Genomic DNA, 13,575 nt, shown 5'->3' with positions numbered 1-13,575 from the left:
TCTTTCCTGGGCATAACTGGCGGTATCACTTCGGTTATGCCACGTGCCCGGCAGTATCTGATGAAACTAACCACCACATAGATGCGGGATCGACACGAATTGTTAGTTTCGGTATCTCGTTGGCAACACACCATGTGTCGATCAGCTCTTGGGAAAGGCAGGTCGCTTCGGGATCATGAGCCTCGTGGTATCGATCGAACAATAGGAGGTTCGGTCCATACGATGTGTCATTCCATCGCCCGGATGCTTTTTGATAGGTGATATATTCCAGAATGAGCGGCGCTAAGTGCGAAGTGAACTCAGTCATTGGAGAACACCTCCTCGGCCACTGGCCACCTCACGATGCTGAGCGCACAGTCCTTCAAATGTGTAAAGTCGGCGCTGAGATAGGGCCCTAGGGAATTGGGCGATGTGTGGCCGAGGGTCCGGCTGATGACCGGCTGGGGAACGCCCTGGCCCAAAAGGGTGGTCGCTAGATGGTGCCGAAAGAGATGTAGTCCCCGTCGATCACCAAAGGATTGTCGGATGCCGCTAGAGCGCATTATCTGCGCTGCGACGTTGCCAAGACTCCTACTTTGTAATCGTTCATAGGGCCGACGTTGGGACAGGAAAATGTATCGACTGTCTGTTGATGGACGCTCATGGGTTAGAAAATCATAGAGGGCATTGCCGACGCCGGTTGTCAAGGGGAGCTCCAGTGGCACCGTTGTTTTCTGCTGGCGAATGGTGATGACGTCCCGATCCCAATCAAGGCAATCAAGGGTCATGGCCGCGATATCGCAACTTCGTAACCCTGTATACAGCGCGAGCATCCCGATGGCTTTATCGCGCAGCGTTAGTGCGGGGTTCTCGGGTGCGAGGGCCGCCTTCACCTTATCGATCTCTTCAGGGGTGAGATACGGAATGTTCTTGCGCGTTTCCCGTAATGCCGGTAGAAAGGTCAAAATTCGCTTGCACAGGTCTTCGTGGTCGGAGAGACCCGCTTTCAAGACCGCCATAACACTTTTCTTGTACGAAGCACTCCGTCGTAGGGTGCCATCCGAAGACAGAAAGACCGATAGCACTGCCGCTTGGGTTACGTTCATGAGGCGATCGATGCCCTGGTTCTGAAGGGCCAAGAAAAAGGTCGCAGCCTGATGCGATTCGGTGTCGATGGTGGTTGGTTTCTTGCCCTGTTGGGCTGCGATGGCACCGTAGTCGTCAATGATCGATCGGAATTCGGGTGATAGTAATGGGTAAGCGCCTCGTGGAAAAAGCTCATGACGCCGCCGACCATCTGGGAATCGGTGATAGAGATCAAACTGTTCAATAGCGCCAATGATCGTGCGTTTATCCCGGAGATACCCGACAGAGCGCGAGGTGTAGGTATAGTCCCGATACACATCTGCATAACAGGACCAGGCCGCGGAATCCGCCCGAGCCAATATTTGTTTCAACTCCCGGGCGAACCGTTCCACGTAGAGTTTCGAGTAGCCGTGGTCTTCCATGTAGGCAAGAAGCTCGGGATAGTGATCCCGCAGGTTTTGTATATCCATAGGAATGCCCTTCTTTAGATTGACAAAGTGGAGCATACAATGAAATAAAATCCCAACCTTTTCTCTCAAAGCTGGCCGGTGTCAGATCGTTTTGGGGGCCAAGGTTGGGATTTTATTAAGGTTGGGATAACGAAAGTCGTGAACGCGAGGTCCCTTGCCCCATCCCCCGTGGGAAATCCCAGCTTGCCATAGGAACCGGCGGAAGTTCTTGTAAACATTACCGGATGTAAGGGGGTGACCAGGCCTGCCGACAAAGAACGCTGCATCAGGGTTTGAATATTGATGTACAAGTTTCGCGTATTTCCTGGAGCGTTGTAACAGATCTTGAGTGATTGGTATCAGACGATCTTTGTGAAACTTGGCATCGCGAATTGTAAGTACCCCCATCTCTAGGTCAACGTCCGCCAGACGCAGACATAATGCTTCAGAGAGTCGAAGACCACAACCATATAAAACACGAAATAATAAAGGCATTACCCACTCTCGATAAGGAACAGTCGAACAATAGGTGCAGTTGTCAATTTGTCGAAATATTGCACTCAGTTCCGCGTTCGAAAAGATATAGGGGACATAACGGGGTCCGTCTCGATAGATATGAGTTGGTGTCACGTATGCCGGAAGGTCTATTCGCTCCATATACAGTGCCAATTGACGGACCACACTTATCCTTCTCTTCCATGTAGCGGGAGCTTCGTGGGAGCGTTTTTCGTTCCAAGCCTCGACTAGTGTTTTGTCTAGTCCTGCCCCTTCGTAACCGTAGGCTGTGCAGAATTGGTCAAACTTGTAAAAGAGTCTCGCGACGGCGTCACAATCGTAGCCAAGAGCCTTCTTCTGTCGGAGCACTCCTTCGATTTGGCTGTGCAGGCTGCTGTGATAGGTATAGGTGGTCATGAAAGTTCCACCTCTTCGAGATCGAGAGCGCATTCACGGAGCCGATTCACATCTATTTTAAGATAAATAGCAGTGGTATCTGAGTTGGCGTGACCCAAAATATCGGAAATCACTGCCAACGGGGTGTGTTGTTCCAAGAGGACGCTAGCCAAAGTGTGTCTAAGCGAGTGCATGCCACGTTTCTTGTCGGGTGAAAGTGGTAGATGAGCCTGTTGCATATATTTTTTGATCACTTGATGGAGATGATCGTCATCTGAAAACGGTACAAGTGGCGCCAGATGTCGTAAAAAAATAAATGGCGAACTCACCTTCGGACGGCCATTTTGTAGGTAATCGATAATGGCCCACCCAACATCACTAAGTAGAGGCAGGCTCAGTGCTTGCCCTGTTTTCTGAGCGACGAACTCGATACGGTTGGTTTCCCAGCAGAGATTGGAAAATTGCAAGTGCTTGACGTCCATAGTTCGAAGGCCTAGGCGAGCTACCAAAAGAATCATTGCATAATCCCTCTTGCCAGCAGGATTCCCTCGATCTATCACATCCAATAACTTTTTTACATTCTCAGGACTCCACACCGAGGGGATTCGGGCATGCTGGTGTACGTGGACTGTGGGGACCACCAGGGCGAGGTCTCGATTGTTCCTACCATCCGCATATAAAAAGCGAAGCAAGGATCGTAACGCGGTGAGCTCAAGTTCTATTGTCTTAGAGCTGTATCCCAGCCAAGTCGAAGCGTATTCGCCTATGTGTTTTGGTATAATCTGAACGGTATTGGTCACTGTGTGGGATTCTAAAAAACTAAAGAATTTCTCTGCACTCCGTTGATAATGTGCCTTAGTGACTTGCGAATACTCGCGCGTTTGACACATGGAGATATAAGCAGCCACCGTGTCTGTGAACTCGTCGCTCTGTAATAGTTGGCGATGCTTGTAGTATCGCCGTAGAATGCTTCTGTGCTGAGAAAAGTCACCCAGCATACGGACAGCTCTAAGAGCTGTAATCATGTTTTGTGTCAGCGTTCCGGCTTGCTGATGAGCCAAGAAGTTATATTGCTTGTCTAAGAATCGCAGACCTAATTCCTCAGTGAACTGCTGAGCCCCCTCACTTTCAAGAAACGTTGCCACATGGCCCCACATGCGGCGATAGTAGTTGGTAGTGGCCTGGGTATAGTGCAGCCGATATAGCTCGGCTTCTAAGTCAGTTGTCAATTGTGAAAATGATTCAGGAATCAATTTAGTGCCTCCTCAATGGACTGTGGGATCGTAAGGATCTCCCACTCCATTTTGGAACACCATGGCGTTATGCGAAGTAAATCAGACCCAAATACCACCGTGAAATGCGGGTATGTCCTTCAACTTCGCATAATCGTTTACTTCACATAAGGCGGGTTATGCGAAGCTTCGCATAACCCGCCTTGGGGTAATCCTTGCTCTCGATCTATTAGTTGTCCATCTTTGTTTTGCATTGGAGCTTTCAACCAACGTTTGATGTAGAGAATTATCCATGGCTCTGATACGTGCATAGAGACAGCTTTTAGCAGCAGTTCATGATCTATTGTGTCGAAGAAGGCCTTGATATCTAGATCAATGACCCAATCGTACTTCCAACATCTCTTGCGTGCTTTTTCAATGGCATCATGGGCTGAGCGATTCGGCCTGTAACCATAGGAGTCTTCGTGGAAGACCTCTTCCAATCTTGGCTCTATGTAGGCTTTAGCTACCCCTTGGGCGATGCGATCTTTGACGGTTGGAATACCTAGGATTCTTTTACCGCCATCTGACTTGTCTATCTCGACATATCTAGTTGCCGCTGGAAAATAACTTCCAGAAGCCATTCGATTCCAGAGTTGGTAGAGATTGTTCTTTAGATCCATCTCAAAGACTGAGATGGACTGCTTATCAATCCCTGGTGCTCGCTTTGTGTCTATTGTGATTGGCTTTTGCCTCTTTGTATGCTTTAAGTACGACGTACTTGTCTTTTGTCAAAAGCTTTTTCTTGTCGTGGTCTTGTCATTTGATCCCTCCCCCTCAACTTTTACCTTGAGAAGTTGTTCATTTGCCAATTACAACTAGATCTGCTGTTTACTCCATCTCTTTGGCTCCATCCTCATTACAAGGACTTCGTAGCTACTACGGGATGGTCCGCCCCCAATCCATAGGCATTTGGTACTTTCCCTCTTGTTGATCTGCAACTTGTAGGTTTTCCTCATCTTTGGGCTTAGCCCATGTGGGCTTAGCCAAGAACGTCTAGGACTGGGTTCTCATGTTCCACATAAACGCCTGATGTTAAGCTCACGCCACCTACACGCCGGATGCCCAAGGAGCACTAATTGGGTTAGTCTCCAAGTTGTCCCGAAAGTTCGACGTCCCTCGGTTTCGACATCATCCATACCAATTTCGAACGCTTCGTCAGTGGTTTGTTTTCACTCGTCTTCTTAACTCATACCTGAAAGAGTCATTGCTCTAACTTTTCCGTACCGCTTTGGACAACAGTCTTTAGCTAATGCCCCGTACGGTGGTTTGGAATCTCCTCCCAAAAGGCGATCCCGGAGGGCCTACCTCCATCATCTATGTAGCATTGCAGTGTGATTGTTATCAGCTTCTACATGATTTACAACCTCTTTCATTCATGACGCACGCCGAAAGTAGGGCTAAATAATTCTTTCAAGGAATTTGCCAACCATCTTGGTACTTTAATAGCTCCGACCAGGGTTCGCAGGCCAAAAGATTATCCCGAAGTTTTAGTTATCCCGAATTAATTTCACAAGTCCCGTTCAGGGTGTCAAGAGTAAGCAAATCTTCGGGATAACCAAGTTCGTTTATTACAACCCAGATAATTGCATCAACAGTATTTCATTGTCTTGCCACAGTGGCATCTCTCGAGGAGCATCTTCGTTTACATACGTTTTTTCAAGTGCTTGTTTCATCATCTTCAAGTCAGCAGAGGCGTAGATGTCTGTCGTGTTGACACTTGCATGGCCGAGAAAGTCCTTGATATACGAGAGCGGCATTCCTGCTTGGTACAAGTGCATGGCGCGAGTATGACGAAATAGATGAGGGTTGACTCGTTCGGGGACTTCCGGACAAATTTGTCTTGCTGATCTCGCGTAACGATTAAGAAAGGATGCAACATTATCCGGTGACATTTTGCCGGAGTTACCCTTTATCACCGTGTAAAAGAGCAGCTCTTGTACGTCGTGTGGCTTTGGGTTATGGAAATATCCCATGTACGACTCGAGATGTCGGACTGTTTTTGAAAGCAGTGGCACCGCCCGTGTTTTTTGTCCCTTCCCCGTTAGGTAAATACTTGGAACAGTGTCGCTTAGGTGGAGATCCATAAGACGAAGATCTAGTATCTCTTGGATTCTGGCGCCGGTGTCGTACAGTAGCACCATAAAGAATTGATCACGGATTCCAAGTCGAGTCTTTACGTTTGGCTGTCGCAGCAGTACTTCTAAGGCGCTTTCTGACAAGTATCGCATAGGTAATGCAGGTGCCTTCTTTAGCGGAACTTTAGAGAGTTCCACATATGCCGCCATCAGGGAGATATCGCGCTGAGCTGCATACTTGAAAAATGACTTGAGCGCCGCCAGCCTCTGGTTCTGAGTCGAGGTGGCACAGTTTCGTTTCTCACCCAGCCAAACTATGAATTCCCCGATGAGAATGTGATTGAGGCAGTCAAAGGTGATCTCTGAAATAGCTATTTTCTTTTCTGTACTTACAAATGCGCAAAGTAGCGTGATACTTTCGCGGTAGGATTTCACCGTGTTCCCGCTGAAACAGCGATTCTTGGGTAGATATATCAAAAGAAAGTCACGCACATAGCAAAAGAAGCGATCATCTTGGCTCATTGGTTCACCTCCGGTATCAGATGAGCAAACCGTTGCTCGCTAGCAGCGATCAGGGTCGGGAAAAACTCCGGAACAAGGTGAAGATAGTAGTCAGTTTCGCTTAAATGCGCATGGCCGAGGTACATCGAGAGGTATGGCAAATATGCGTTTAGGTCTTTCCCTTCCGATACCCACTTATTCAAACGATTAACCGAAAATCCGTGGCGAAAGTCGTGAACTCTAGGTGAATTTCCGCTGATGTATCCTATATTTGCCTCCTTCCAGCACTTTTGAAAGGTATGCCATAAAAACCCATTGCTATACCGATCCCCACGATGGTTTGGAAAGAAATAGGTCCTCTCGGGCCATATCACACTGACTCTTTGATGATAAATCTGACAAAGGCGAAGAACGTCTTGGCTCATCATCACGATTCTGTCCTTGTGTCCTTTTGACTCCAAGATGCTCAGGGTTCCGGTAATAAGATCCACGTTTTGTACTTTCAGCCCGATGACTTCTGATGAACGTAGGCCACAACAATAAAGCAAGCGAAAGATGACCGGAGCAACCAGATGGCGAGTAGGAGAATTCACGTTGTAGGTGAACTGGTCGAGCACCGAGAAAAAAGACTTCAGTTCGTCTTTGGTGTATACGTGCGGCACATAGCGGACACTCTTGGCTGGAATCCCATCTGGGATAACATAGGCGTCAATTCCAAAGCTAAGTAGATACTTCGCAAATTGGCGAACCGGGGTGATCCTCCGGGTGAGCGTGTTGACGTGTTCACCCGGCCGTTTTTGTGCCCAGTGCATTGCCATGTCCATCCCTAGGAGACATTCATCTGGATAATGTTCTAAACAAAATCTGTCAAAGACACCAAGTATTCGCTCCGCGGTATCATAAGGGAACCCAACTGCTCGCTTCTGAGCAACAAAGCCTTCTAGATCTTTTTTGAAGCTACTTGAAAATTTGCTCATGACAATGCCTTGCTGCTGACTTCAATTCCCTCAAGCCCCAGCGCACAGAGGCGTAGATGCTCAGAATCGGTAGAGAGATAGACTTTGGTGCTGTTCTTATTTGCGTGGCCAAGAACACCTGAGATTACAGGCAGAGGAGTTTCGTCAGCCAATAGACGTGCGGCCAAGGAATGTCTCAGACAGTGAGGACCCCGCCGCTGTCCTATCTCTTGGCGTATATTGGCCTTTTCCATGTACAAAGCGACCATGTTATAGATGCCTCCACGAGGCGCGATGTTTATATAAGGGGCCTGAATTCGAAGAAATAGGTAGGGTGAATTCGATTCTGGCCTGCCGTTGAGCAGGTAATCTATGATTGCGTTGCCGACATCTGTAAGTAGCGGAACCTCTAAGCGACGCAGTATTTTCTGCTGGATGATCGATATGGAGTTTGTCCTCCATTTGATGTCAGTAGGTTTCAGCTGAATGATATCTATGGAGCGCAATCCAAGACGCAGAGCCAGCAGAAGCATGGCAAAGTCCCTTTTACCGACAGTGGTTGTCCGATCGACAGCTGCAAGCAGTAACTCTTCTTCTTCGGCTGTGATCGTGGGGATGAGTGCGGTTTTTCTCCCGAAGCTTTTCGGAACAGCTGCTGTTAGATCCGATGGGGTGAGACCGCTCTCTGCAGCAAAGCGGGTAAAGCTTCTAAGCCCCGACAATACCGTGCGCATACTTGTTGGTTGATAGGCCCAGAAATAACAGAAATGAACAAGCTAATATCCGCTAGAGTCAGCTGCCCAAGACTCTTTATATCTCTGTCTTCAAGGTATTTGAAGAACTCCTTGGCGACGATGGCATAAAGCTCTACGGTTCCTTCCCCGTAGCTAGCGATCCTTAGCTTTTGGACGTAAGTGTCATAAATGTCGATGAAGTGCTGTTCTTTGAGTCTTTGGTTTCCCCATTTTGGTAAGTTCTTCCATTGCACGGTTCCACTTACATGAAACTGAACTAAAAGATCCGTAGTTTTGCGGAATAGCTTGAATTTCCACATCTTCAACGCACCCTTTTCGTACTTTTCCCTGGCCTCATCAACATAACGACCTGCCAGGTCAATCGAAAATGAGTCGTAGCCATGGGCAATAAAATAAAAGCGCAGTTCTTCCCAGCCGTAGTTGTACTGCCACAGCGTTGACTTGCTGTGGTTAAGGGGAGCAATCGCTTTTCTCGTACAAACGATCAATTCCTCAAGTGAAAGCTGTTTCTCCATCTGGTTCTCCATAGCTCGAACCGGCGTTGTTGCCGGTGTCATAAGTATGGATGATGTTATGATTTGGGTAAATGCACTTGGGGTTTCATTTTTTGGTTATCCCGAAGATTTGCTTACTCTTGACACCCTGAACGGGACTTGTGAAATTAATTCGGGATAACTAAAACTTCGGGATAATCTTTTTTATCCCGAATTCGGGATAAAAAAGACAAAGCTCGCGTAGAGCAGATGGTTGGCTATGTACAAAGAGATATTCTCGGGAGACTGAGAAATCAACGCTTTTACTCTATAGCTGAGCTCAATGTAGCACTTTTAGATGGGATCAATCGGCTAAACAACACCAAGATAGGTGGCCAGGACTTCTCTCGCGAGGATAGATTCGTAGAATTCGAAGCTAACTGCCTAGCTCCACTTCCTCCTCATAAGTTCCAATTCGGCATCTGGTCTAATGCCAGAGCAGGATCCAACTACCACGTCAAGGTAGCAGGAAACTACTACAGCGTTCCATACCGCCTAGCAAATAGCTCCCTAAGTGCTAAGGCAACCATCGATACGATTGAGATCTATGAAGGTAGCAACTGCGTGGCTATTCATACAAGATCGATGCTATCTGGAAAATACACCACCATCGAAGCACATATGCCACAAAATCACCTCATCTATCAAAGATCCACATCCATCGATGGACTGATGACGCAGATCAAAAACATAGGTCCATCAGCAGTTAGCTTCGCCGAGGTAATCCTAGATAGAGTGGGGCCATCTACTGGATTAGCAATTGGCTCTTTAGCTCAGATAGCTGAAGTAGCCAAACTCTACGGAGCTCAAGTATGTGAGCAATCGTGCGCATATGCAATAGCTATTGGATCCACTAAGTCATCTTCTCTTAGGAGCATCGCTGCCAAGGGACTATTCGATAGCGAAATAGGTGAAACCCCAAATTTGCCATGCATCACAACTCATGACAACATCCGGGGTGCCTGCTACTACGGAGGTATGGAAGATGTCATCTGAGGCCATAGTTACCCAACACCTAAATAGCCTAGGACTATCGGGCGCTCTGGAAGAGTTTCATCGGCAATTAAATGAACCAGCCTCACTGTCATTGGGATTCGAAGAGAGGCTGGCCATGATCCTTGGTGCACAAGTTGATCTAAGGGTTAATCGTAGGATCCAACGACGTATAAAAGAGGCGGAATTAAAAGTTTTAGCTCATCCAGGCGAAATAGACTTTTCAGTTGATCGGGGTGTTCCTAAGGCCAAGGTAGCCGAGATACTCTCACTTGGTTTTCTAAGACGTCACCATAACCTTTTAGTTACCGGTCCTACTGGTTGCGGTAAGACCTATCTGATCTGTGCTATAGCCCATAGCGCAATCGTGGCGGACCATACAGTGCGTTACTTTCGACTGTCGCATCTACTTGAACAGATAACCATAGCAAGAGCCGATGGCACCTACAAGTCGTTCCTCACCAAGATAAGGTCCAAGGACGTTATCTTGATAGACGACTTTGGTCTAGCACCAATTGCATCACGGGGTAGCCGAGAGCTACTAGATATTCTTGACGAGCGCATTGGTGTTGGATCTACCATCATCGCCTCACAACTTCCCGTTAGCACTTGGTATCAAAGTTTTGAAGATCTAACAGTTGCAGACTCAATACTCGATCGTCTCGTTCATGACTCAATGCGCCTCGAGATGAAAGGCGAGTCAATGCGAAAGATACGAGCACAACATAGCGAAATGGGAGACGGCTCATGAGTAACGAAATCCCGTTGCGTCACGATAGCGTCACGATAGCTTGTCCGGTTTGCCATAGTGATTTCTTAGTATCGGGTCGTAAGACCTACTGCTCAGAGCGTTGTAGAGCTAGTGCTTACCGAGCTCGACGCGATAGCACCCAACCCAAGGTACCTGTTGTAGGTAAGAAACAGCCGCTAAAGCCAATCACTGTATATGAGTGTGATATCTGCGGGGAGCGAGCCCTCGGGGAGCAACGCTGCGACGAATGTCAGAAATTCATGCGTCGTGTTGGCTTTGGAGGACTGTGTCCTCATTGTGATGGCGCAGTTGCCTATGACGAGCTAACCGTTGGTTAAACGAATCTAACAAACTAAAGATCAGGCCATCTTTAGTGAGCGGTGGACGCCTGCACGCTTGCCTCGCAAATAATCTGACACATGTGAATAAGCGCTTCGCGTTTACACGCAGGTTCCAGATCTCGACCACAGGGCCCACCGCTATCGCTACTACCGATAAACAAATAATAAAAAGAAGGGTAACTGGTTCCGAAACTACCCATTGGGACCAGTTACCCCTCGTGCTACTCCTGGCTTAGAGTTGTCCGTAATCCTCAGAAAAGCGAAAGACAACTTTCTAATCCAACAACGAGAGGACTATGGACAAATAAATATCAAAAAGACGAGCCATTTAGGCATTAATTAAGGGACCTTCTAGCCTGACATCTACCAGGATTGAGGTAACTTAGAGATAGGTTAAAGGGATCAGGAAAGTCTGGTCCAAAGACTTCGGTACAGTGGTCCAAAGATACTGGTGCTGTGGTCCAAAGATTCTACCAATAGTGGTCCAGAGAATCGGAATAGTCAGTCTAGATCTGCACTTTTGCGTTCAGGTGCTACGGTACGCTGCGTAGAACCATTTTGACCTGCTACTTTGCAGGCTCGTCTCTTTAGAAACCCCGAATCGTATCTGTAGTTTGTGAACTACCATACGACGACGATTCGGGGTTAGAAGTTTCTTATCGTCACCTCCTTAAGCCTGAATCCACAGAAATGGACCAGCTTGAGCCCCTCGGTGTGAATCCAAGTCGGTTTTTAGGATCTGATTTAGGTTTGACGGAGGGTCTATGGTTTAAATCTGGTTTCAGAGTGCCAAATATGACCTATTCCCTTTGTAATTGAGCCTGTTTGGTCATTTTTGAGATTGTGAAATCTCATTTTGGGTATAGTGACCTAATCCCTTGTCTTCTAGAGCAGTTCCTTCAAGTAATATTCAGTGTGTTAGGTAACCAGATGTTCAGGTGATGGCGATCTCAAACTTTCTGATCCGATCAAGAGCCTCTAAGAACTTATCCTTATAGTGCCAGTGTTCTTCAAGATGCAGTATTACTTTTCTAGCTGAACGAGTGATATGTCCTGCGATCTGAAAGTAACACCGTCGAAGCTTTGGTGTGGTTATTACAGTTTCTGCAATAGCACCTATTTGTGCAGTTGCACCGTGTCGGGTTGTGCAGTTGCACCGCGCCAGGTTGTGCAGTTGCACCGCGCCAGGTTGTGCAGTTGCACCGCGCCAGGTTGTGCAGTTGCACCGCGCCAGGTTGTGCAGTTGCACCGCGCCAGGTTGTGTGCAGTTACACCAATAACTAACCAGACCAGAGCTAATTAGACCAGAGCCAACCAAACGGCATTAGCGTTCATGTATCTGGATGGAACATGATTCCACCCCGAACCTCCTTTGAGATCCTTGATGACTAGTTCGATCTGGGCATGTGCTCGGTGATCAGCCTCAAGAAAGAGCGTTTCGCCTTGTCGATCGGTAATAAATGCGTGATAGTCATAGTCACTAAATAGTGCCAGCTGAGACCCTGGAGTAGGCTTGACCCTTCGTACGATAAGACGAACGTCTTGTCTATCTCTTGCAAATGCGCGATATTTCACTTCTGCTACATCAGCTCCACCTTCAAGCCAATAAGGAATTGAAGTCCATGTTTCTTCTGGTATGGCTGCAATAACCTGCTTCAATCGTTTTGACATCCGTGTTGTAATGCAAATGCGAACATCACCCGCACTAGCTGCGTCTCTAACGGCTCTTGAGAAGAACCCAGAGTCAAAACGCATGGTTATTTCACCAGTTGCTCCAGCGGCTCTGGCATTGTTGATTACCTGGGTTACAAACTCCCCGGCACCACGGGCGGTATTGGCGTTGCCTTCACGTGTCACTATTCCAAGAATGTCACCTGTTTTACCAACTGCTGCTAGGTGTGGGTGATACCCCCTTACTTTGGTATAACCAAATCCAGCTCCTTCTTTTTTGTTTCCATATACCTGACATATTGTGGAATCAACATCAATGGTGAGTGACTCATCACCTGGACCTGCTCCAGCTAGCCAGGCTCGTTTTAGCAACAAAGCTGCAACTCGTTCAACATCTGCGATGTCACTGGTCTCAAAACTACGCAAGAAGACACCAAACCTAGATGGTGCTGGCATTATCTGACCAAGGATAACTTGCGCATTTGGGCTTCGAAGGATTGCAGTGTCATCAATGCAATCACCACCGGCCAAGATAGATGCGACGATAGCCATAGCTTTTCTGCCAACATTTGCTCGTCCAGGACGATCCTCTAGGTCAATGTGTAAATCAAAGAGATCCCTAAGGCCAAGTCTCTCAGCAAGGGTGATAGGGAGTATTAACCCACTGTTGGAAACTGCGTTCGAATCGTCAAAGGTGACTATCAAACACTCTAAAGCACTAGTAGATGCTTGCATCTAAAAGGTGCTCCTTGAACTGATGGATTTGAATTGTATTCAAACATCATTCCACCAGTTCAGAGCACCCTTTCTATGTCTAAATCAAAGTTGAGCGGCTAAATTTTCGGTGGATCCAGGTTAAGCATGGAGACATCAAGAGTTAGGTCGACAACGATGCTCTTTAGACGACGGTTCTTTAGGCGACGGTTCTTTAGATTCAAATTCAATGAGTAAGCTTTACTTTGGTTCCCTTCAATGCAGCGTAGGTACTCTTCCATCGGTGCCAGGTTGTCTCGGTAACTGCAGCGCCTTAGGGCTTTTATGGCAAAGCGGCAGCTTCACTTATGGTTGCACCGTTATTTAGCATCTTGTCCCCTTCGGCGATCTTCTTGCGCACCTGTTCTGGGGTATGCCTTTTGGACTTCACAATAATTTCCTCCATCTACATTATGGATACAAAGCTCACATTAGTAGCGGATCAATTAAATGGGAGCCTTCCACAACTAGAAGTATATCGATGTAAATCGAATGCAGGAAGTACACAGACGCTGCGATATTATCGAAAGATCAATATCTAGCAATTACCCCGGAAAAAAGAGAATA

General features: G+C 47.3%; 14 protein-coding genes. 3 read left to right on the top strand and 11 right to left on the bottom strand.

Translation table 11 applies throughout. The annotated features are described in order from the left end of the window. Positions 1-34 precede the first annotated feature (34 nt). The 9 genes from ACIDITHRIX25_RS97570 to ACIDITHRIX25_RS97530 all read right to left on the bottom strand — a co-directional run bounded on the left by ACIDITHRIX25_RS97570 (position 35) and on the right by ACIDITHRIX25_RS97530 (position 8,481). On the bottom strand, positions 35-307 hold the full coding sequence (locus ACIDITHRIX25_RS97570; RefSeq protein ID WP_201733401.1) for a hypothetical protein: 273 nt from the start codon (positions 305-307) through the stop codon (positions 35-37). After that, positions 300-1,382 carry a tyrosine-type recombinase/integrase gene (locus tag ACIDITHRIX25_RS97565; protein WP_160291912.1) on the bottom strand — a complete coding sequence of 361 codons (1,083 nt, stop codon included), beginning with the start codon at positions 1,380-1,382 and terminating at the stop codon, positions 300-302. Before ACIDITHRIX25_RS97565 ends, ACIDITHRIX25_RS97570 begins: the two co-directional genes overlap by 8 nt. A 234-nt stretch (positions 1,383-1,616) precedes the next feature. Next, positions 1,617-2,426, bottom strand: coding sequence for a tyrosine-type recombinase/integrase (locus ACIDITHRIX25_RS97560; RefSeq protein ID WP_201733400.1), 810 nt, complete (start codon positions 2,424-2,426; stop codon positions 1,617-1,619). Then, a complete protein-coding gene (locus tag ACIDITHRIX25_RS97555; RefSeq protein WP_201733399.1) occupies positions 2,423-3,658 on the bottom strand; it encodes a site-specific integrase in 1,236 nt (411 codons plus the stop codon). Before ACIDITHRIX25_RS97555 ends, ACIDITHRIX25_RS97560 begins: the two co-directional genes overlap by 4 nt. A gap of 137 nt (positions 3,659-3,795) precedes the next feature. Further along, the gene (locus ACIDITHRIX25_RS97550) at positions 3,796-4,299 is read right to left on the bottom strand and encodes a reverse transcriptase domain-containing protein (RefSeq protein WP_201733398.1); all 504 of its coding nucleotides are present in this window, start codon (positions 4,297-4,299) and stop codon (positions 3,796-3,798) included. A gap of 948 nt (positions 4,300-5,247) precedes the next feature. Beyond that, positions 5,248-6,276, bottom strand: coding sequence for a tyrosine-type recombinase/integrase (locus ACIDITHRIX25_RS97545; protein WP_201733397.1), 1,029 nt, complete (start codon positions 6,274-6,276; stop codon positions 5,248-5,250). Next, positions 6,273-7,232: a tyrosine-type recombinase/integrase gene (locus ACIDITHRIX25_RS97540; protein ID WP_201733396.1), complete on the bottom strand. Its 960-nt coding sequence runs from the start codon at positions 7,230-7,232 to the stop codon at positions 6,273-6,275. Before ACIDITHRIX25_RS97540 ends, ACIDITHRIX25_RS97545 begins: the two co-directional genes overlap by 4 nt. Then, the gene (locus ACIDITHRIX25_RS97535; protein ID WP_201733395.1) at positions 7,229-7,933 is read right to left on the bottom strand and encodes a tyrosine-type recombinase/integrase; all 705 of its coding nucleotides are present in this window, start codon (positions 7,931-7,933) and stop codon (positions 7,229-7,231) included. Before ACIDITHRIX25_RS97535 ends, ACIDITHRIX25_RS97540 begins: the two co-directional genes overlap by 4 nt. After that, positions 7,870-8,481 (bottom strand): hypothetical protein, encoded by a 612-nt coding sequence (locus ACIDITHRIX25_RS97530; protein WP_201733394.1) that lies wholly within the window; start codon positions 8,479-8,481, stop codon positions 7,870-7,872. The genes ACIDITHRIX25_RS97535 and ACIDITHRIX25_RS97530 overlap by 64 nt, the downstream gene beginning before the upstream one ends. A gap of 228 nt (positions 8,482-8,709) precedes the next feature. Here ACIDITHRIX25_RS97530 and ACIDITHRIX25_RS97525 point away from each other — a divergent pair, with 228 nt between their 5' ends. Genes ACIDITHRIX25_RS97525 through ACIDITHRIX25_RS97515 form a run of 3 tightly spaced genes read left to right on the top strand, consistent with a single transcriptional unit; the run spans position 8,710 to position 10,581 of the window. Further along, positions 8,710-9,495: a Mu transposase domain-containing protein gene (locus ACIDITHRIX25_RS97525; RefSeq protein WP_201733393.1), complete on the top strand. Its 786-nt coding sequence runs from the start codon at positions 8,710-8,712 to the stop codon at positions 9,493-9,495. Beyond that, positions 9,443-10,243, top strand: a complete 801-nt coding sequence (istB, locus tag ACIDITHRIX25_RS97520; protein ID WP_082058385.1) for an IS21-like element helper ATPase IstB — start codon at positions 9,443-9,445, stop codon at positions 10,241-10,243. Before ACIDITHRIX25_RS97525 ends, istB begins: the two co-directional genes overlap by 53 nt. Continuing rightward, positions 10,240-10,581 (top strand): paraquat-inducible protein A, encoded by a 342-nt coding sequence (locus ACIDITHRIX25_RS97515; protein WP_152625792.1) that lies wholly within the window; start codon positions 10,240-10,242, stop codon positions 10,579-10,581. The genes istB and ACIDITHRIX25_RS97515 overlap by 4 nt, the downstream gene beginning before the upstream one ends. 937 nt (positions 10,582-11,518) lie before the next feature. Here ACIDITHRIX25_RS97515 and ACIDITHRIX25_RS97510 read toward each other — a convergent pair. Together ACIDITHRIX25_RS97510 and ACIDITHRIX25_RS97505 are read right to left on the bottom strand one after the other, a co-directional pair. Further along, positions 11,519-11,833: a hypothetical protein gene (locus tag ACIDITHRIX25_RS97510; RefSeq protein WP_201733392.1), complete on the bottom strand. Its 315-nt coding sequence runs from the start codon at positions 11,831-11,833 to the stop codon at positions 11,519-11,521. A 50-nt stretch (positions 11,834-11,883) separates the two neighbouring features. Continuing rightward, positions 11,884-12,990, bottom strand: coding sequence for an IS1380 family transposase (locus ACIDITHRIX25_RS97505; protein ID WP_201733391.1), 1,107 nt, complete (start codon positions 12,988-12,990; stop codon positions 11,884-11,886). Positions 12,991-13,575 lie beyond the last annotated feature (585 nt).

It is taken from the genome of Acidithrix sp. C25, from assembly GCF_904848545.2.
This window is presented reverse-complemented; position numbering and strand designations above follow the sequence as displayed.

Excerpts from the sequence above, each read along its gene's own strand:
- ACIDITHRIX25_RS97570 (WP_201733401.1), bottom strand. The coding sequence starts at position 307 with ATGACTGAGTTCACTTCGCACTTAGCGCCGCTCATTCTGGAATATATC.
- ACIDITHRIX25_RS97560 (WP_201733400.1), bottom strand. The coding sequence starts at position 2,426 with ATGACCACCTATACCTATCACAGCAGCCTGCACAGCCAAATCGAAGGA.
- ACIDITHRIX25_RS97550 (WP_201733398.1), bottom strand. The coding sequence starts at position 4,299 with ATGGATCTAAAGAACAATCTCTACCAACTCTGGAATCGAATGGCTTCT.
- ACIDITHRIX25_RS97545 (WP_201733397.1), bottom strand. The coding sequence starts at position 6,276 with ATGAGCCAAGATGATCGCTTCTTTTGCTATGTGCGTGACTTTCTTTTG.
- ACIDITHRIX25_RS97540 (WP_201733396.1), bottom strand. The coding sequence starts at position 7,232 with ATGAGCAAATTTTCAAGTAGCTTCAAAAAAGATCTAGAAGGCTTTGTT.
- ACIDITHRIX25_RS97530 (WP_201733394.1), bottom strand. The coding sequence starts at position 8,481 with ATGGAGAAACAGCTTTCACTTGAGGAATTGATCGTTTGTACGAGAAAA.
- ACIDITHRIX25_RS97525 (WP_201733393.1), top strand. The coding sequence starts at position 8,710 with ATGGTTGGCTATGTACAAAGAGATATTCTCGGGAGACTGAGAAATCAA.
- istB (WP_082058385.1), top strand. The coding sequence starts at position 9,443 with ATGACAACATCCGGGGTGCCTGCTACTACGGAGGTATGGAAGATGTCA.
- ACIDITHRIX25_RS97515 (WP_152625792.1), top strand. The coding sequence starts at position 10,240 with ATGAGTAACGAAATCCCGTTGCGTCACGATAGCGTCACGATAGCTTGT.
- ACIDITHRIX25_RS97505 (WP_201733391.1), bottom strand. The coding sequence starts at position 12,990 with ATGCAAGCATCTACTAGTGCTTTAGAGTGTTTGATAGTCACCTTTGAC.